The following is an 18,487-nucleotide window of genomic DNA, read 5'->3' on the forward strand; positions in this document are numbered from 1 at the left end:
TATAACCGGAGGGTGAATGAACAATGTCGTTATGGATCATTAACGGAAACGTCTGGAATGAAGAAACGGGTCGCACAGAGAAAAAACATTTACGTGTTAATGAAGGTAAAATTGCAGAGCTAGTGGATGGCAGTGCAAGTATCGATACTGGAAGTGCGGAAGTTATTAATGCAGATGGTAAGCTCGTATCAGCTGGCTTTATCGATATGCATGTACATTTGAGAGATCCGGGATTTGAACATAAAGAAGATATTATAACAGGTTCACGTTCAGCAGCAAAGGGCGGCTTTACAACAATCGCTTGTATGCCTAACACGCGTCCAGTTATCGATAAGCCAGAGACTGTAAAGTACGTATTGGATAAAGCAGCTGAAGCGGGTATCGTAAAGGTTCTTCCATACGCCGCGATTACAAAAAACGAGCTTGGTAGAGAGTTAACAGACTTCGCAGCACTTAAAGAAGCTGGCGCAATCGGATTTACAGATGACGGCGTAGGCGTTCAAAATGCTCAGATGATGAAAAATGCAATGGCACTTGCCAAGTCGCTGGATATACCAGTTATCGCACATTGTGAAGATGACACGTTAGTTGAGGGCGCATGGGCAAGCGAAGGGGCATTCTCCCGCAAGCATGGTCTTAAAGGGATTCCAAATGAATCCGAAGCGATTCATGTTGGCCGTGATGTTCTTCTTGCAGAAGCAACAGGCGTTCATTATCATGTCTGTCATGTTAGCACAGAGCAGTCCGTTCGTCTGATCAGACTAGCTAAAAGCGTTGGCATTAAAGTAACTGCTGAAGTTTGCCCGCATCATCTTATTCTTTCGGATGAGGACATTCCGGGTCTAGACGATGCCAATTGGAAAATGAACCCTCCGCTGCGCACGCCACGAGATGTTCAAGCCGTAATTGAAGGACTAGAAGATGGCACACTCGACATGATCGTAACTGATCATGCGCCCCATAGCGCAGAAGAAAAAGGTCGCGGTGTTGATTTAGCGCCATTCGGCATTGTTGGGTTCGAAACAGCTTTTCCGCTCCTGTATACAAAGTTTGTTGAAACAGGCAAGTGGACGCTGGGCTTCCTTCTACAACGTATGACTTCAGACCCGGCTCGAGTGTTCCGATTGGAAACGGGGAACCTAGTGCAAGGCGCACCAGCGGATCTTACGATTGTTGATTTGGATAACGAACGAGAGGTTGATCCTGCAACGTTCCTGTCGAAGAGCAACAATACACCATTCGGTGGATGGAAATTAAAAGGATGGCCAGTTGTAACTATTGTTGATGGAAAGATTGTTTGGACGGAATAGACTTTTATTAACACCAGAGGAGTGATTCGGATGCAAGCAAGACTATTGTTGGAAGATGGAACATTATTCACCGGCTTATCCTTCGGCGCTGAAGCGCAAATGATGGGCGAGGTTGTTTTCAATACAGGTATTACAGGTTATCAAGAGGTGCTTTCTGACCCGTCATATTGTGGTCAAATCGTTACGATGACGTACCCGCTAATTGGTAACTACGGCATCACTCGCGATGATTTTGAATCAATGCGTCCATACATTCATGGCTTCGTCGTACGTCGTCATGAGCCGGTACCTAGCAACTGGCGTGCACAATATTCTCTTGGTCAATTGTTAAAAGAATACGATATTCCAGGCATCAGCGATATCGATACGCGTATGCTTACACGCAAACTGCGCCACTTCGGTACGATGAAAGGTCTAATTACAACTGGCAATGAGCGTGTGGAAGAACTTGCAGAACGTCTAAGCTTGTCCACCTTGATGACTGATCAAGTAGCTCGCACATCTACAAAGCATGTATTCTCAAGCCCAGGCAATCGTGAACGGATCGTTCTTGTTGACTTTGGTGCAAAAAGCGGTATTTTGCGCGAGTTGACACAGCGCGGCTGTGATGTAATCGTTGTTCCTCATGACACAACGGCAGATGAAATCCGTCGTTATGCACCTGATGGCATTCAATTGTCTAACGGTCCTGGGGATCCAAAAGATGTTCCTCATGCAGTGAAAATGATTTCTGAATTGCTTGGTGAAATTCCGATTTTCGGGATCTGCCTTGGACATCAACTGTTCGCACTTGCTTGCGGAGCAGACACCGGCAAACTTAAATTCGGTCACCGCGGCGGCAATCACCCGGTGAAAGAGCTTGAAACTAATCGTTGCTACATTACTTCACAAAACCATGGCTACACGGTAGTAGATTCTTCTGTGGAAGGTACTCCACTTGTAGTTACACACATTAATAATAACGATAAGACGATTGAGGGCCTTAAACATAATACTTATCCAGCGTTCTCTGTGCAGTACCATCCAGAAGCTGCTCCAGGACCGTTTGATTCCAGCTATTTATTCGATGAATTTCTAGAGATGATCCGTACACATAAAAGAAATAACCCAACAAAACCTCGCCAGGCTATCCTGTCCGAGACGTTGAGAGGAGAGCTTCAGTATGCCCAAAAATAATGAACTCAAAAAAATTCTTGTAATCGGGTCAGGCCCGATTGTTATCGGTCAAGCGGCGGAATTTGATTATGCTGGAACTCAAGCTTGTCAAGCGCTTAAGGAGGAAGGCTACGAAGTTGTCCTAATCAACAGTAATCCAGCTACGATCATGACGGATACGAACATGGCAGATAAAGTCTACATCGAGCCGATCACATTAGAATTTGTATCTCAAATCATTCGTCAAGAGCGTCCAGATGGTTTGCTTCCAACGCTTGGCGGACAAACGGGTCTTAATATGGCAGTTGAACTTGCTCGTGCTGGCGTTCTAGAGCGTGAGAATGTGAAGCTGCTAGGTACACAACTAATCGCTATTGAGAAAGCGGAAGATCGTGATTTGTTCCGTGATCTTATGCGTGAGCTTGAACAACCAGTACCAGATAGCGACATCGTTACTACTGTTGAAGATGCTGTGACATTCGCTAACCGAATCGGATATCCAATTATCGTTCGTCCTGCTTACACACTAGGCGGTACAGGTGGCGGTATTTGTGCGAATGAAGAAGAGTTGCTTGAAATCGTTGCTTCCGGTATTCGGTATAGCCCGATCAACCAATGTCTAATCGAGAAATCGATTGCTGGCATGAAGGAAGTTGAATATGAAGTAATGCGCGATGCGAACGACAACTGTATCGTCGTGTGCAACATGGAAAACTTTGATCCGGTTGGCGTACACACAGGCGACAGTATTGTTGTAGCGCCTTCTCAAACATTGTCAGATCGTGAATATCAGATGCTTCGTTCTGCATCATTGAAAATAATTAGAGCGCTGAACATCGAAGGCGGATGTAACGTACAGTTCGCGCTTGATCCACACAGCTACCAATATTATGTTATTGAAGTTAACCCGCGTGTAAGCCGTTCGTCTGCGCTAGCTTCCAAAGCAACGGGATATCCAATTGCTAAGATGGCAGCAAAAATTGCGGTCGGTTATACACTTGATGAGCTGGTTAACCCAGTAACAGGACAAACTTACGCTTGCTTCGAGCCTACACTCGACTATATCGTATCGAAAATCCCTCGCTGGCCTTTTGATAAATTCGTAAATGCTAACCGTAAGCTAGGTACGCAAATGAAGGCAACAGGCGAAGTTATGGCTATTGGCCGTACATTTGAAGAGTCTATTCATAAAGCGGTTCGTTCACTTGAGATTGGTGCACATCGTATTCATCTAAAAGAAGCTTCTTCCCTTGAAGAGTCTGTACTTCGCAGCCGTTTGGAAAAACCGGATGATGAGCGTATGTTCCTTGTTGCGGAAGCATTCCGCCGCGGTTACTCCCTGCAAGAGATTCAAACGATTACGAATATCGACTGGTGGTTCCTAGACAAAATTCAATCCATCGTACAATTCGAGGATCGTCTGCGTAAAGAATCAACATTGAATCTGCAATCTCTTTATGAAGCGAAACGGAAAGGTTTCTCTGATCGTTCTATCGCCGAAATTCGTAAGGAAGGTTTCCCGAACGGAAGTCATACAACAGAAGCGGATGTACGCGCGTTCCGGTTAGAAAATAACTTGAAACCAGTTTACAAAATGGTTGATACATGTGCGGCTGAGTTCGAAGCAACAACTCCTTACTACTACTCCACTTATGAAGTAGAGAACGAAGTTATTGAAACGACTAAGCAGAAGGTACTGGTACTTGGTTCAGGTCCAATTCGTATCGGACAAGGTATTGAATTCGACTACTCTACAGTACATGCGGTATGGGCGATCCAGAACGCAGGATATGAAGCGGTTATTATTAACAACAATCCAGAGACTGTATCGACGGACTTTAGTACATCGGATCGTCTTTACTTCGAGCCTCTATTCTTCGAAGATGTTATGAATGTTATCGAGCAAGAGAAGCCAATTGGTGTTATCGTACAATTCGGTGGTCAAACGGCAATTAATCTAGCAGCTCCGCTTGTAAAAGCTGGCGTACGTATTCTCGGCTCCAGCCTAGAGAGCATTGATGCAGCTGAAGACCGCAAAAAATTCGAAGCATTGCTACGTAAGCTGGATATTGCACAACCAGAAGGAAACACAGTTACTTCGGTTGACGAAGCAGTTGTTACTGCGCAGAAGCTTGGTTATCCGGTGTTAGTTCGACCTTCGTATGTACTAGGCGGACGTGCAATGGAGATTGTATACTCCGATGAAGAGCTTCTTGGTTATATGGAAGTTGCTGTTAAGATTAATCCTGAACATCCGGTACTAATTGACCGCTACATGCTTGGTAAAGAAGCTGAAGTTGATGCAATTTGCGACGGAGAAACAGTTCTTATTCCGGGCATTATGGAGCATGTTGAACGTGCAGGCGTCCATTCCGGTGACTCGATTGCGGTATACCCTCCGCAATCACTATCAGACGATATTAAGAAACAAATTGTTGATATTACGATCAAGATCGCAAAAGAATTTAAAGTGCTTGGTCTAGTAAACATTCAATTTGTTATCCATAAGGAACAAGTATATGTGATCGAGGTTAACCCGCGTTCCTCGCGTACGGTACCGTTCTTAAGCAAGGTTACTAACATTCCGATGGCTAATCTAGCGACAAAAGCGATCATGGGCACGAAGCTTGCGGATCTTGGCTACACAGATGGACTATGGCCAGAAGATGAATTCGTTTCCGTAAAGGTCCCAGTATTCTCCTTTGCGAAGCTTCGCCGCGTCGATCCAACCCTTACTCCAGAGATGAAATCAACGGGTGAAGTTATGGGCCGCGATGTACAATATGCTAAAGCATTGTACAAAGGACTTATCGGAGCTGGTATGAAAATTCCTACTTCTGGTGCAATCGTAGCGACTGTAGCAGACAAAGATAAAGAAGAAGCAGTCGAGTTGCTTCGTGGCTTCTACAATATAGGTTACAAAATTTTTGCAACAGGGGGTACAGCGACTGCACTAGAGGATGCGGGTCTGCATGTAACTCGTGTGAACAAGTTAAGTGAAGGAGCTCCTAACATTCTTGACCTCGTTCGTGAAGGCAAAGCACATTTTGTTGTCAACACGTTGACTAAAGGCAAGGCTCCTGAGCGTGATGGCTTCCGTATTAGACGTGAAGCAGTTGAGAACGGAGTCGTTTGTATGACTTCCCTTGATACGGTTCGTGCATTGCTCAGAATGATGGAGACGATTAACTTCTCATCGAATGCTATGCCGGTTGTTTTAAAATAAATGATGAAGTTGAAAAGTAATATTAGCTTAGTTCTACAAAACTAGTTTGGAGGGAATGGCAATGAAGCTGTCAAGAGAACAGGCGGCAGGACGAGTTATGGTAGCACTGGATTATCCAGATGCCAAGGCCGCCGAACGGCTCATAGAAGAGCTAAAGGGCATTCCCTGTTATATGAAGGTCGGAATGCAGCTATTCTACGCTGCCGGTCCCTCCTTCGTGGAGAGTTTGAAGAAACGCGGCTACTATGTGTTTCTAGATGTCAAAATGCATGATATTCCTAACACCGTCAAAGGTGGTGCGAACAGCGTAACTCGGCTAGGTGTGGACATGTTTAATGTCCACGCTGCTGGCGGGACTGCAATGATGGAAGCGGCTCTTGAAGGTGTTGAGCAAGCAATGATAGCAGGGGGCACTAAACCATCGGTTATTGCTGTTACACAGCTGACAAGCACAAGCCAAGAGGTGCTGAACGAGCAGATCGGAATTACTGGATCTGTCGAGAGTGCAGTATTACGGTATGCGGAACTTGCAAAAGCAGCTGGGCTAAATGGTGTTGTTGCTTCACCATCCGAAGTTGTTGCGATCAAGGAAGCTTGTGGCGTTGCATTCCAAACTGTAACTCCGGGCATTAGACCTGTAGGTGCAGCATTGAATGACCAATCACGCATTATGACACCTAGTGATGCGCTTAGGCAGGGTACTGACTTTATGGTTATAGGACGTCCGATTACGGCTTCTCCTAATCCGCGTGCCGCATTGGAATCTATTATCGAGGAGCTGACCCAAGCATGAGTAAACGATCATTAACAGATTTACCTAACGAAATTGCTAATAGTTTGCTAGAGATTGGAGCAGTTGCACTTCAGCCGAATGATCCTTTCACTTGGACGTCTGGTATTAAGTCACCAATCTATTGTGATAATCGTCTAACGATGACATATCCAGAAATACGTGATCTTGTTGCTGAAGGTTTTGCAGCAGTAATCCGTGAGCGTTATCCCGATGCAGAGGTTATCGCTGGAACATCTACAGCTGGCATTCCTCACGCAGCTTGGGTAGCTCAGAAGCTGAACTTGCCTATGGCATATATCCGAGATAAGGCAAAAGGCCATGGCAAACAAAATCAGATCGAGGGACGCGTTTTGCCGGGACAAAAGGTTGTAGTTATTGAAGATCTGATTTCTACAGGTGGTAGCTCTTTAAAGGCAGCTCTTGCAGTTAGGGAGGCCGGCGCTGAGGTAGCTGGCGTGCTAGCGATCTTCACTTATCAATTCGATTCTGCAAAGCAAGCATTCGCTGATGAAAATATTGAGCTAGATACTTTGTCTAACTATACTGCATTAATAGAAGCAGCTGTTAAATTGGGCAAAGTTGCAGAGTCAGATGTTGCTACTCTCCAAGCATGGCGTCAAGATCCACAGTCATTCGGTAAGTAAGAGGGACATATAGAGTGGTTTGAGTCAATTTCGATGACTCAAACCGCTCTTTTTTAAACTATATGAATGTATAAGTTTGTTATGTTGTAAGAGGCTTATATTTCTTCGCGAAACGAGAGCTAAGCGACCAGAAATCGGTTTGTAGTTTACGCTTGGCAAAGATCTAAATAAAGTGTCGAAGCTCTCTCAATTTAGTACGAGAATCCCGATAATATGAAGTAAGCTATTTTTAACTAGGAAGGGTGCAATGGGAATTGAAATTTTCGTTAAGAATTAAGCTCTCTTTGTTGGTTGCGTTTCCTCTTCTTTGTTATGCTGCTACCGGTTTGTATTTATTAGGCGAAGAAAAAGCTATCTTCAATGAAATGTCTTCAGACATTTACGACACAGCTAATCAAGTAAGTACGTTAGTTTTAAACGCAGACAGAGATATGTATCAGTCATATGCGGCTTATTTGCAATTGGAATCTGGTGTGCTTAATAAAGATCAAATGATATCTGCAAAAAAAGAATTGAAACTCAACCATGAACAAGCAATTGAGCGGATTACTAAAGCAAGGGGAATTATGGATTCAGCTAACTTGCTAGAGATGGCTTATGGTCAGTCAGGTCTTACTGCACTTCAAATCTTTGATTTATACAATAAAAATTACAATAATTGGTACGATTTAGTTGTAAAAGCAGTAGATGATGGTAAGTTCGAACCTGTAAATTTAAAAATTGATATCGATTTTCAGATTAGTCGCGAAGGAATAGATGAGATTGGTGAAAGTATTGATAAACATGCTCAGCTTACGATGGTAGAAATCGAGAAGCATTTGCAAAAGTCTCAAATAACGATGTTAGTGGGCATAATTGTTATTGCAATCGCTTTAATTGCAATCGCTTCATTTATGATTAGTCGTCTGATGAAGACGATTAAAACGGTCGTAATCAAATCGCATCGTGTCAGTGAAGGTGATTTAACTGTCTCGAAAGATATTCGTTATGACAAGGATGAGCTAGGTCAAATTGCACGTTCTATGGATGACATGATTGAAGGAATGAACGGTCTTATTGCAGGCGTTTTAAGTAGTACGGGTCAAGTGAGTCAGTCTTCAGAAAACTTATCTAATGTATCAAAGGAGTCTGTTGCAGCATCCCAGCAAGTTGCTTTACATATTCAAGAGGTGGCGAATGGCTCCGAGATTCAAGCACGAGGAGCAGAAGAATCTTCTCGAGCGATTGAAGAGATGGCAGTTGGCATTGGCCGTATAGCTGAAAATACAGCGGATATCGCAGATCATTCTATTGTAACTTCTTCGCAAGCAGAGCAGGGGCAGATTGCTCTTGAGCAATTGGAAGGTCAAATGAATGAAGTGGGAATTGTAATAAACAAACTTTCTGCCACAATAGTTGCACTAGAGAAACGGTCACTTCAAATCGGCTCGATCGCAGAAAATATTACTGCAGTTTCCAATCAAACAAATATTTTGTCATTAAATGCTGCAATAGAAGCGGCAAGAGCCGGGGAGCAAGGAAAGGGATTTGCTGTAGTTGCATCTGAGATCAGGAAGTTAGCTGCTAATTCTCTCGGCTCAGCCGAAAGTATTAATGAACTTGTTGCGGTTACGAAAAGTGAGATTGCTGGAGCTTCTGCGTTTATGAATCAAACGATGGAAGAGGTTGGACGCGGGACAGAAAGAGTAAAAGATTTAAGTCATAAACTGAATATTATTAGTTCTTCTATTGCTCAAATGACGCAACAACTGCAAGAGAACTCAGCAATTACCGAACAAATGTCAGCAAGCTCAGAAGAGGTCAGTGCTTCAATGGAGCAAACCGCAGCGACTGCTGCAGCGAATTTGCAAAATACAGAAACTGTTGCAGCAGCGACAGAAGAACAGCTTGCACTAATGGAAAACATCACTTCTGCATCTAGAAATTTGAATGATATCGTTCATCAGTTGAACGGGACAGTTGCACATTTTAAAGTCAAAAAGTAGAGGGGTTTCGGCTGTTTTCGGCAAAAGACAACATATGCTGAGGCGGCTTTTTTCTTTTGCGGTAAAAAATGTTTAATAGAGTTGTTATTAAGCGTAACTTTTTGATACAAAACACCGTCTATGTTGTAAGATTAGAAAAATTAAGATGGATATAGAGGAGAAAGGGGGTAGTGGAGGAAATTATGACCATCACTCAAAGGGCTGAATCGTTAGAGGAACAAGAGCTATTTATAAAAGACCAAGATGAGGGGACTTCAATCACTCCAGAGCAGTCTGAGAAACAAGGTGTATTATTAGCCGTCAATCAGGTTGAACGGTTCTTTCAAGTGGGGAGTACGTCCCTTCATGTGCTTAAGGGAATACAGATGGAAGTGAAACCAAGTCAACTCGTCATGCTTAAGGGTAGATCAGGTTCAGGTAAAACAACATTGCTCAATTGTTTGGGCGGACTGGATACCCCAAGTAAAGGTGAAATATTGTTTAACGGTTTGCCTTTTAGCAAGATGAGCGATGACGAAAGAACATTAGTACGTCGCAAAAGCATGGGTTTTATTTTCCAAGCATTTGCATTGATGCCGCTTCTATCAGCCTGGGAAAATGTTGAATTATCTCTTCGTATGGCGGGGACTCCTCGCTCAGAATGGAAGAGTAGGGTGGAAGAATGTCTAGAGCTCGTTGGACTAGAGAAACGAATGCATCATCGTCCGTTTGAGCTATCTGGCGGAGAGCAGCAACGTGTTGCAATTGCAAAATCAATTGCGCATAAGCCTATTCTGTTGCTTGCGGATGAGCCAACGGCGGAGCTGGACACTGGGATGTCAGCTCAAATTATGGCAGTCTTTCAAAATATAATTCGCACTGAACAAGTTTCTATTTGCATGACTACACATGATCCTACAATTTTGGAGGTTGCCGACCATGTCTATGAAATGGTTGACGGGAAATTTATTTAAACAATCATTGATTGTTACGATGAGCCTGTCATTAGTATTTACAAGCGGCTGCGCATTGCTGCCTAAAGAAAAAGAAGAAGAAGTATTACCTGAAATCGTTAAACCGCAAATATCAAAGAAACCGGAATATGATGTTACAACTCAAGATTTGGTAACAACGGTTCCGCTAATTGGGAAGATGATTTCACTGGAGGAAGAAACGTTATTCTTCACCCAAGATAAACGTGTAAAGGCAGTCCATGTGAAGGTAGGAACTGCTGTTAAAGCTGGTGATGTCATTGCTGAGCTCGACGTTGAAACATTGGAACAAGAACTTAGATTTGACCGCATAGCGTTCAAAAAACTAGAAGATACGATGAAGGATGCTCTTAGGAATCAAGCAGAGATGGAACCAAATGATTTTGCGGAAAAGCAAATCACTTTCGAGACGAGTAGACAGAAGCTTGTTGACAAAGAAACCGAAATTAAGAAGGCGACAATTGTTGCACCATTTGATGGAACAGTTGTTACTTTGAATGTTGTAAAAGGTGATCTTGCTAAGGCATATGATCCAATTGCGATTGTAGCAGATACTAAGAAAATTACAGCTGCTTCTAAGCTTACTAAAACCGAACTGGAGAAGGTAGCGGTCGGTATGGAAGTTGAAGTCAACGTGAGCAGCGTCGGCAAGTTTAAGGGGAAAATTAATCAGATGCCTATTAAGGTAGCTGAGGAAGAAAATAATAATGGCGGCAATGGTTTCCCTGGCGGCAACGAAAATAAGCCAGATCGTCCAGAGGACTTTATGCTTCTTGAAGTGTCAGAACTTCCGAAGGATCTTAAACGAGGAACACCAATCTCTGTTAGTGTAATAACAAAACGTACGAAAGATGCAATTGTAATCCCACCGTCCACATTGCGTAACATCGGATCACGCACTTATGTTCAAGTTATTGATGATAAAGGTAATAAACGCGAAGTGGACATTGAAATTGGCCAACAAACGGCTACTGCTATTGAAGTATTACAAGGTCTAGAGCCAGGTCAGAAAGTCGTAGGTCGATAGCCGATGGGTATTCCGCTGTTTCGATTCTTATTCCGCAAAATGTGGAATACACGATGGCTGACGTTAAGTACATTGGCGGGTTTGACTTTAGCAGTTGCCTTTGCGACAAGCATACCAATGTACGCCGATGGAGCATTAAAACGGGTTGTTGCCGAATCGTTACAGGAGAAGAGCACCGGCCTGCCGGCAGGCTCATTGTTAATGAGGTTTCAATCCACCCCGGGAGAAAAAACAGATATTACTGCTCTCTCGGAGCTTGAGAAATACATTACAACGACAGTACCAAAAGACATCGGATTTACATATGACACATACTTGAAAAACTATTCTATCCGCAGCGCCGATGTCGTACCTGAAGATCCAACTAAAGTTGATGCTGGTCGTAACAGACAACTGACGATTATGACGATGTCCGATCTGGAAGCTCATTCAGATATCGCACAGGGTCAATGGTTCTCCAAAACTGAAGGAGACGGCAAAATAATCGAAGCTGTTATGCTTGAAGAAGCGATGTACCGCAACGATGTACATATCGGTGATGTATTTGATTATCCGATATTCGGCGGTCTTAATCTTACTCTTAAAGTTAAGATCGTTGGAGCAATCAACCCTAAGGATACAGCCGATGAATATTGGTATCAAGGGCTTGAATCGCTGCTCGGAACTTTGCAAATCAGTGAAGCTTCATTCCAGAAAGTATTGCTTGAGAAATTGAAAGTACCGCTTCACAATGCAGGTTGGTATTATGCATTTGATCTATCTGAGGTGAAGACGAGTCAGCTTAGTCCGCTAGGAAAAACGTTGAACCGACTTGACATTGAACTTTATCAGCGTCTTAAAGATACGCGGGTAGAGATTTCATTTGCAGAGACACTTACAGAATTTAAAAAACAAAGTATCCAACTTCAGACATTGCTATTTACTCTAGCAGCACCGATGATTGCAATGGTATTTTTCTTTATTGCGATGAATGCTCGCCAATCATTAGATAAACAGCGCAGTGACATTGCAGTTTTGCGAAGTCGGGGTGCTGGAACAAGGCAGATTATTTGGATCTATTTACTTGAGGGCTTATTACTCGGTGGTATTGCCCTTGCTATCGGCCCGTTCTTGGGCTGGTTTATGGCTAAAAGTATTGGATCAGCGAATGGTTTCTTATCCTTCGTTAATCGCAAGTCGATACCAGTAGGATTCTCTACAGAAGCAATGGTGGCTGGTGGTGCAGCTGTATTGCTTGCAATATTGGCTACGGTTATACCGGCAGTGATCTATGCCCGCTCATCAATCGTAAGCTACAAGCAGGACCTTGCACGTTCTGATCGCAAGCCTTTATGGCAGCGCTGGTTTTTTGATGTATTGCTAATCGCAGCAGCGGGTTATGGCTGGTACATGTTCAATGAAAGACAAATGCTTACGTTCCAAACGGGAATGACAACAGATCAGCTTAACGTACAGCCCTTCTTATTCTTTGTTCCTGCACTTGCAATTTTTGCATTAGGGTTGTTTTTCTTGCGATTGTTCCCATGGCTGCTTAAGCTGTTCAATTGGCTTGGTCGCAAGTTTTTGCCAGTACCGATTTATTTAACGTTAACGCAGCTTTCAAGATCTTCTAAAGGGTATTATCCACTTATGATTTTGTTGGTATTAACACTTGGACTTGGTGTTTATAATGCTTCAGCAGCTCGTACTATCGATTTGAACTCCACGGAACGTACCTTATATAAATACGGAGCGGATGTCACCATTCAGACCGTATGGGACGGAACTCCTGAAATGAAGAAACCACCGAAAAATGGGAACGGCAATGGTGGGAATAATGGTGGAGGCGGCAACGGAGGAAACGGAGGAGGTGGTGGAAACGGCGGGAACGGTGGCGGAGTACCGACACGTATGCTATTTACGGAACCACCATTCGAAGTTTTCAAAACGCTGGAAGGCGTTGAAGCAGCTGCCCGAGTCTTGACTACAAAAGGTAATATTGTCGTATCCGGAAAGTCGATCGGTCAGGGTAATGTGCTAGGTATTGATAACTATGATTTTGCAAATGTAGGTTGGTTTGGTGAAGACTTGAATCCACGCCATCAGAATCATTATCTGTACGATTTAGGGCTCGCAGAGCATGCGGCACTTATTCCTACAAGTGTAGCTAAGAAGTATCAATTAAAGGTTGGCGATGTCGTTTCCGTTGGTTTTACTGATGGAATGATTGAGTTTTCTGTCGTAGGCATATTGCCATATTGGCCTAGTCAATATCCAGATAAAGCCCCATTTATTATTACAAATCTGGACTATCTATTTGACCAGCTTCCAGCAATACCTTACGAGGTATGGCTCAAGATGAAGCCTGATGCACTAATTGGTCCAGCTATTGCACAGTTGCAGAAAGCAGATTTTGAACTTGCAAAGGTTGAGGATGTGCGGAATGAATTGCTGATACAATCAAAGCATCCAACAAGAGGCGGTATATTCGGTATTCTCAGTCTTGGATTCCTTGTTTCAGTAGTCATTACGTTAGCAGGTTATGTGCTTTATTGGTTCTTTAATCTATCAGGCCGCGTTGTGCAATTCGGTGTATTACGGGCAATGGGCTTATCTCGCAAGCAATTGACAGGTATGCTAATGCTAGAGCAGCTATTCACCGCTGGTCTTGCGATTGGACTCGGAGTATTGATCGGCAAGGTAGTAAGTAAGCTCTTCCTACCGTTCTTGCAAACGACTGAAAACGTAGCAGAGACTGTACCTCCATTCCGAGTTATCTTTGAATCCAAAGACACTAATCAATTGTTCTATGTTGTTGGATTCATGATGCTGGTCGGAGCACTGCTACTCTTCCTGCATATCCGCAGATTAAAAGTACATCAAGCGGTCAAAATGGGAGAGGAGCGTTAATAGCTAATGATAGATTGCGAAGGATTAGTAAAAATCTACAAAACGGACGACTTGGAAGTTGTTGCGCTCCAAGGTCTTAATCTTAAAGTAGAAGATGGCGAACTAATGGCCATCATCGGTAATAGCGGCAGTGGTAAATCGACGCTTCTGAATACACTAGGAGGACTTGATCGGCCATCGGCCGGTCAAGTCAAGGTCGGACCGTGGGATCTTCTTAAGATATCGGAAGAAGAACTTGTACAATATAAACGGGAAACTGTAGGATTCATTTGGCAAAATAATGCAAGAAATTTACTCCCGTATTTAACTGCACTTGAAAATGTTGAAATGCCGATGATGTTATCGGGAAAAACAGATCGAGACTATGCGAAACAACTACTAGATTGGGTTGGGCTGAAAGAAAGAATGCACAACAAACTGCATCAGCTCTCCGGAGGTGAGCAGCAGCGTGTTGCGATTGCGATCTCTTTATCTAATCGTCCAAAGTTACTATTAGCGGATGAGCCGACAGGTTCGGTGGATACAGCAACATCAGATCTCATTATGGGTATTTTCAGACGATTAAACCGAGAAATTGGCATTACAATTGTTATTGTTACGCATGACATGACACTTGCTAGCAAGGTAGATCGTGTTGTTGCTATACGTGACGGATTAACAAGCACAGAGTTTATTAAACGAAACCCTAATATTACAGACGGTACAGAGCTAGAGCATTCAACGGGCAAAGGTTTAAATAATGTTCACGAAGCTTACGTTGTTGTTGACCGTGTGGGGAGACTGCAAATTCCAAAAGAATATTTAGCATCATTGGGTATTAAAGACAAAGCATCTATGGAATTTGATGGTGAGAAAATTATTATTTCTTCTCCAAAATCATTAGGAGGTAATAGCCATGAATAGAAATGGCATTGGATCACGTTTTAAAAAATGGACGATGGTTAGTTTAACATTGACACTTTTGGTAGGCCTTTTGTCTGCTTGTTCTGGTGGTTCAGAACCAGGGGATGCAGAGAACAGAGTACTTCGTATAGGTGTATTATATGGTGGATCAGACAATGAGCCGTATTTCCGTCAGCAATATACGGATATGTTTGAGATGCAAAATCCCAATATTACTTTTGAAATCGTAAGTGCTTTGAATTACGATGATCAAAGATATGAGACGTCAAATCCAGATAAGCCTAAAGAACAACCAGATCCCTACGAGAAAATGAAAGAATTGATGACAGGGCAAAATCCTGTTGACGTCGTAGTATTAGATTTCGATATGTTGCGTCAATTCATTCAAGACAACATGCTTCAACCACTTGATCCGATGATTAAGCAAGATAAATTCGATCTTGCGGATTACGTACCAACTGTAATCGACGGTATCAAATCAGTAGGAGATAACAATATCTTTGCCTTAACACCTACGTTCACTTCAGCTGCGCTCTATTATAACAAAAAGATATTCGCTGATTTGGGAGTTGAACCGCCTACAGACAATATGCAATGGGCTGATGTATTAACTAAAGCTCGTCAAGTTGCTAGTGGCGAAGGTGCTGATCGAAAATTCGGGTTCTCATTTAATCGTTGGAACTCAGATGCATTTAACGATGCTCAAACCTATGGAGCCGCACTGCAGTTAAAAACCTTTGATGACACCGGCAAAAAGATGCTTGTAAATAGTGATCAATGGGAACAAGTATGGAACGCGGTCAGAGATTTGCATAAGGAAAAAATTGTACCGAATCAAGAATTTATGAATAAAATGTATGAAAAAATGAGCTCAGATGGTGGGCAAGATCCATTCTACGGTGACTTGTTCCTTAAAGGCCAATTAGCAATGGTAGTTGGTGAATCCTACTATATTAATGATCTGAAAAGAGCAAGCGACAATGCTGACAAAATCAAAAACTTTGAAATGGTCGATTGGGACGTTGTAACAGTTCCAACGGATCCAGCTACTCCAGGAGCTGCTGCAAACATTCGTTTAAGTCAGTTGATGGGTATTAATTCAAAAGCGCAAAATCCAAAAGATGCATGGGAATTTATTAAATTTTCCAATAGCAAAGAATGGGCGAAGTTGAAGTCAAGAAGCAATTATGAACTTGTTGCTCGCAAAGAGTTTTTGAAACCAGTGAGTGGCTTGACTTACAATATTGATGCATTTACAAAACTAAAACCTCTGCCAGAAACTTCGAATAAGACAGACAAAATATTCCGTGATAATCCAAATGCCTATGAAGCACAAAATGTAGGCTATGAGATGTTCCAAGCTGTAATAGCAGGAACGAAGGAAACAAGAGAAGCACTTGCTGAATGGGAAACTAAAGGTAACGCAATTCTTGAGAAGCCTATTGTTCCAGGTGATCCTACAATGCCAAGACCGATGGCGCGCTAATTGTTAGTTCTTATTAAAAAATCCGCTCGCATAGTTCATATGCGGCGGATTTTTTACGTTCTATCCTTTAAGTGGGAAAGACTGAAGTGCTGTCCATCCTCCTTGTTCGGTCTTATAGAGTAAGTGGAACCGATCGATAACAGTAGTAAATGCTATAGAGCTCATTCGGAGATTGCCATATAGATCATGTAACTCATCTGCCTCCATGTCTCGTCCAATGGTGAGATGCGGTGTGTACACGACATCGGAAGCCGCTGGGACAAGTGGACCGCTGCAAATGGCTTGTTTAAGATCCGTTACAGCCTGAGGATCTACTAGGGATAGATAAAGTGTATTACTTACAGGGAAGAAGGTGGAAACACGGTTGAAATGAATACTGAACGGTTTTAGGGTTGTAGCAACGTGCTGAAGATGCGAGATCGCATTTTGAAGTGTCGACTCATCCCATTCTTCCGCTTCTCTTAAAGTGATATGAGCAGGAATAATACTGTAATGAGAATCATGACGAACACGCCAACTGTTGGCAGCATCTTGCACTTCTTTATCTGGATATAGAACGATTCCATATAGCATCACATTCAACTCCTTTTTCCTATTATATCATATAGTATACCCAAAAATTTGGACAATTAAGAACCTCTCATGCTTGTATTTTGCATTATTAGGGTATTCTAATGGAAACATCAGGGCATTAACAGGAGGAACTATTCATGAAATGGGTATACTGGCTTCGCTTATATGAAACGAAATTTCAAGCAGGTTGTTTAGTCAGACGTATAGAAAATGATTGGTGGATCTACGGTTATGAGTCACCGAGAGAGGTCGAAGTTTTCCGTTCTTTAAAGGGGCGTTATGGGGTTCGTTATCTACCATAAAATTAATTTTAATAAAATGCTTGACTCTAGATAGTGTTATATAGTATATTAATTGATGTCGCCATTAAAGTTACTTTCGCTCAAATGGATAACGTCGCGGGGTGGAGCAGCCCGGTAGCTCGTCGGGCTCATAACCCGAAGGCCGCAGGTTCAAATCCTGCCCCCGCAACCAATACTTCGATCAATACGTTGAAATATACGTTTTCGAGGGCCCTTAGCTCAGTTGGTTAGAGCGGTCGGCTCATAACCGATTGGTCGGGGGTTCGAGTCCCTCAGGGCCCACCATTTGTCTTAAGTATCACACATGTGCCGGGATGGCGGAACTGGCAGACGCACAGGACTTAAAATCCTGCGGTGGGTGACCACCGTGCGGGTTCGATTCCCGCTCTCGGCATACCTAAGAAAAACCAGGATATTGAATCCTAACGAAGTAGTACATAAGTTACAAAAGAAATCCTTTTTAACTCTTGTGATAAACAAGTGTTGAAAAGGATTTCTTTTGTAGTTTGGCTTGGGAGACTGCGAGTTTCCACGGCTGCGCCAAGCAGGTTGTCATTACTGCTGCTCGACTTTTTCTTCATGTGCACGTCTTACTCTATGCTTACTGTATTACCTATTGGCGGAATGTTATGCTAATAAGTTGCCCACAGTTCTATTTCAAGAAATTTATCCAGTTTGCGAGATTTAACTATTGACTCCCGCATAGATGTTTGATATATTATGTACTATCGTAAACTTGATCTGTTAGCTCAGCTGGGAGAGCACTATCTTGACAGGGTAGGGGTCAGTGGTTCGAGCCCACTACAGATCATACTAGAAAAGTCCTGAGAAATCAGGGCTTTTTGCTTTTTTTAACTCATGTAAAAGAACTGAATGTTATCAAATGAGGTTGATGACTATTATGTAGGAGGATGGAATCCTCCATTCGAACCTGATATTTACCTTGCAAAGTTTAACGTTATCGGATACGTTAGGCTTATTTTGATAGGTAATTTTAAAAATTCAAGGAGTTTGAGTGTGTATTATAAAGGGGGGGGTATGAAAGGTGGCGCACCTGTCTTTTCTTGTTTTTCTTTTAGAAATGAACGTAAAGCAATCGCTGATCCAATGGCAACGATGGTAGCACCGATAATGGCAATCGATTCCGCATTTAGTGCTTTAATTTCTATATGAGCACCTCCTTTAGATTTTAATATTGTATGCAGTTGCCTAGTTATGCGTTA

General features: G+C 42.8%; 14 protein-coding genes and 4 tRNA genes. 17 read left to right on the forward strand and 1 reads right to left on the reverse strand.

What is annotated here, in order from left to right; translation table 11 throughout:
• Window positions 1-23: 23 nt before the first annotated feature.
• The 11 genes from MFF31_RS14145 to MFF31_RS14195 all read left to right on the forward strand — a co-directional run bounded on the left by MFF31_RS14145 (window position 24) and on the right by MFF31_RS14195 (window position 16,389).
• Complete coding sequence (locus tag MFF31_RS14145) at window positions 24-1,310, forward strand: dihydroorotase (RefSeq protein WP_238188767.1); 1,287 nt, start codon at window positions 24-26, stop codon at window positions 1,308-1,310.
• A gap of 30 nt (window positions 1,311-1,340) precedes the next feature.
• Window positions 1,341-2,486 carry a glutamine-hydrolyzing carbamoyl-phosphate synthase small subunit gene (carA, locus tag MFF31_RS14150; protein ID WP_238188768.1) on the forward strand — a complete coding sequence of 382 codons (1,146 nt, stop codon included), beginning with the start codon at window positions 1,341-1,343 and terminating at the stop codon, window positions 2,484-2,486.
• Window positions 2,473-5,691: a carbamoyl-phosphate synthase large subunit gene (carB, locus tag MFF31_RS14155; RefSeq protein ID WP_238188769.1), complete on the forward strand. Its 3,219-nt coding sequence runs from the start codon at window positions 2,473-2,475 to the stop codon at window positions 5,689-5,691. Before carA ends, carB begins: the two co-directional genes overlap by 14 nt.
• Window positions 5,692-5,752: 61 nt before the next feature.
• Complete coding sequence (gene pyrF, locus MFF31_RS14160; protein WP_238188770.1) at window positions 5,753-6,484, forward strand: orotidine-5'-phosphate decarboxylase; 732 nt, start codon at window positions 5,753-5,755, stop codon at window positions 6,482-6,484.
• Entirely contained in the window at window positions 6,481-7,128 is a 648-nt protein-coding gene (gene pyrE / locus MFF31_RS14165; RefSeq protein ID WP_238188771.1) for an orotate phosphoribosyltransferase, read from the forward strand. The genes pyrF and pyrE overlap by 4 nt, the downstream gene beginning before the upstream one ends.
• Before the next feature lie 254 nt (window positions 7,129-7,382).
• Window positions 7,383-9,113, forward strand: coding sequence for a methyl-accepting chemotaxis protein (locus tag MFF31_RS14170; protein ID WP_238188772.1), 1,731 nt, complete (start codon window positions 7,383-7,385; stop codon window positions 9,111-9,113).
• A gap of 170 nt (window positions 9,114-9,283) precedes the next feature.
• Window positions 9,284-10,066: an ABC transporter ATP-binding protein gene (locus MFF31_RS14175; protein WP_238188773.1), complete on the forward strand. Its 783-nt coding sequence runs from the start codon at window positions 9,284-9,286 to the stop codon at window positions 10,064-10,066.
• Window positions 10,032-11,111, forward strand: coding sequence for an efflux RND transporter periplasmic adaptor subunit (locus MFF31_RS14180; protein WP_238188774.1), 1,080 nt, complete (start codon window positions 10,032-10,034; stop codon window positions 11,109-11,111). The genes MFF31_RS14175 and MFF31_RS14180 overlap by 35 nt, the downstream gene beginning before the upstream one ends.
• A 3-nt stretch (window positions 11,112-11,114) precedes the next feature.
• A complete protein-coding gene (locus MFF31_RS14185; RefSeq protein ID WP_238188775.1) occupies window positions 11,115-14,000 on the forward strand; it encodes an ABC transporter permease in 2,886 nt (961 codons plus the stop codon).
• A gap of 6 nt (window positions 14,001-14,006) precedes the next feature.
• Entirely contained in the window at window positions 14,007-14,903 is an 897-nt protein-coding gene (locus MFF31_RS14190) for an ABC transporter ATP-binding protein (RefSeq protein WP_238188776.1), read from the forward strand.
• On the forward strand, window positions 14,896-16,389 hold the full coding sequence (locus MFF31_RS14195; RefSeq protein WP_238188777.1) for an ABC transporter substrate-binding protein: 1,494 nt from the start codon (window positions 14,896-14,898) through the stop codon (window positions 16,387-16,389). The genes MFF31_RS14190 and MFF31_RS14195 overlap by 8 nt, the downstream gene beginning before the upstream one ends.
• A 60-nt stretch (window positions 16,390-16,449) precedes the next feature.
• On the opposite strand, the gene MFF31_RS14200 is transcribed toward MFF31_RS14195, so the two are convergent.
• Window positions 16,450-16,962: a 2'-5' RNA ligase family protein gene (locus MFF31_RS14200; RefSeq protein WP_238192034.1), complete on the reverse strand. Its 513-nt coding sequence runs from the start codon at window positions 16,960-16,962 to the stop codon at window positions 16,450-16,452.
• 137 nt (window positions 16,963-17,099) lie between these two features.
• Here MFF31_RS14200 and MFF31_RS14205 point away from each other — a divergent pair, with 137 nt between their 5' ends.
• From MFF31_RS14205 to MFF31_RS14230, 6 genes are all read left to right on the forward strand, one after another.
• Window positions 17,100-17,264: a hypothetical protein gene (locus MFF31_RS14205; protein ID WP_238188778.1), complete on the forward strand. Its 165-nt coding sequence runs from the start codon at window positions 17,100-17,102 to the stop codon at window positions 17,262-17,264.
• Window positions 17,265-17,359: 95 nt separating this feature from the next.
• A tRNA-Met gene (locus tag MFF31_RS14210) sits at window positions 17,360-17,436 on the forward strand.
• 36 nt (window positions 17,437-17,472) lie between these two features.
• Window positions 17,473-17,549, forward strand: a tRNA-Ile gene (locus MFF31_RS14215).
• 23 nt (window positions 17,550-17,572) lie between these two features.
• Window positions 17,573-17,658 (forward strand) — tRNA-Leu (locus tag MFF31_RS14220).
• Window positions 17,659-18,002: 344 nt separating this feature from the next.
• Window positions 18,003-18,075 (forward strand) — tRNA-Val (locus MFF31_RS14225).
• Between the two features lie 62 nt (window positions 18,076-18,137).
• On the forward strand, window positions 18,138-18,437 hold the full coding sequence (locus MFF31_RS14230; protein WP_248565493.1) for a hypothetical protein: 300 nt from the start codon (window positions 18,138-18,140) through the stop codon (window positions 18,435-18,437).
• The last annotated feature ends 50 nt before the right edge of the window (window positions 18,438-18,487 follow it).

The organism is Paenibacillus sp. L3-i20, from assembly GCF_022180385.2.
Lineage (GTDB): Bacteria > Bacillota > Bacilli > Paenibacillales > Paenibacillaceae > Pristimantibacillus.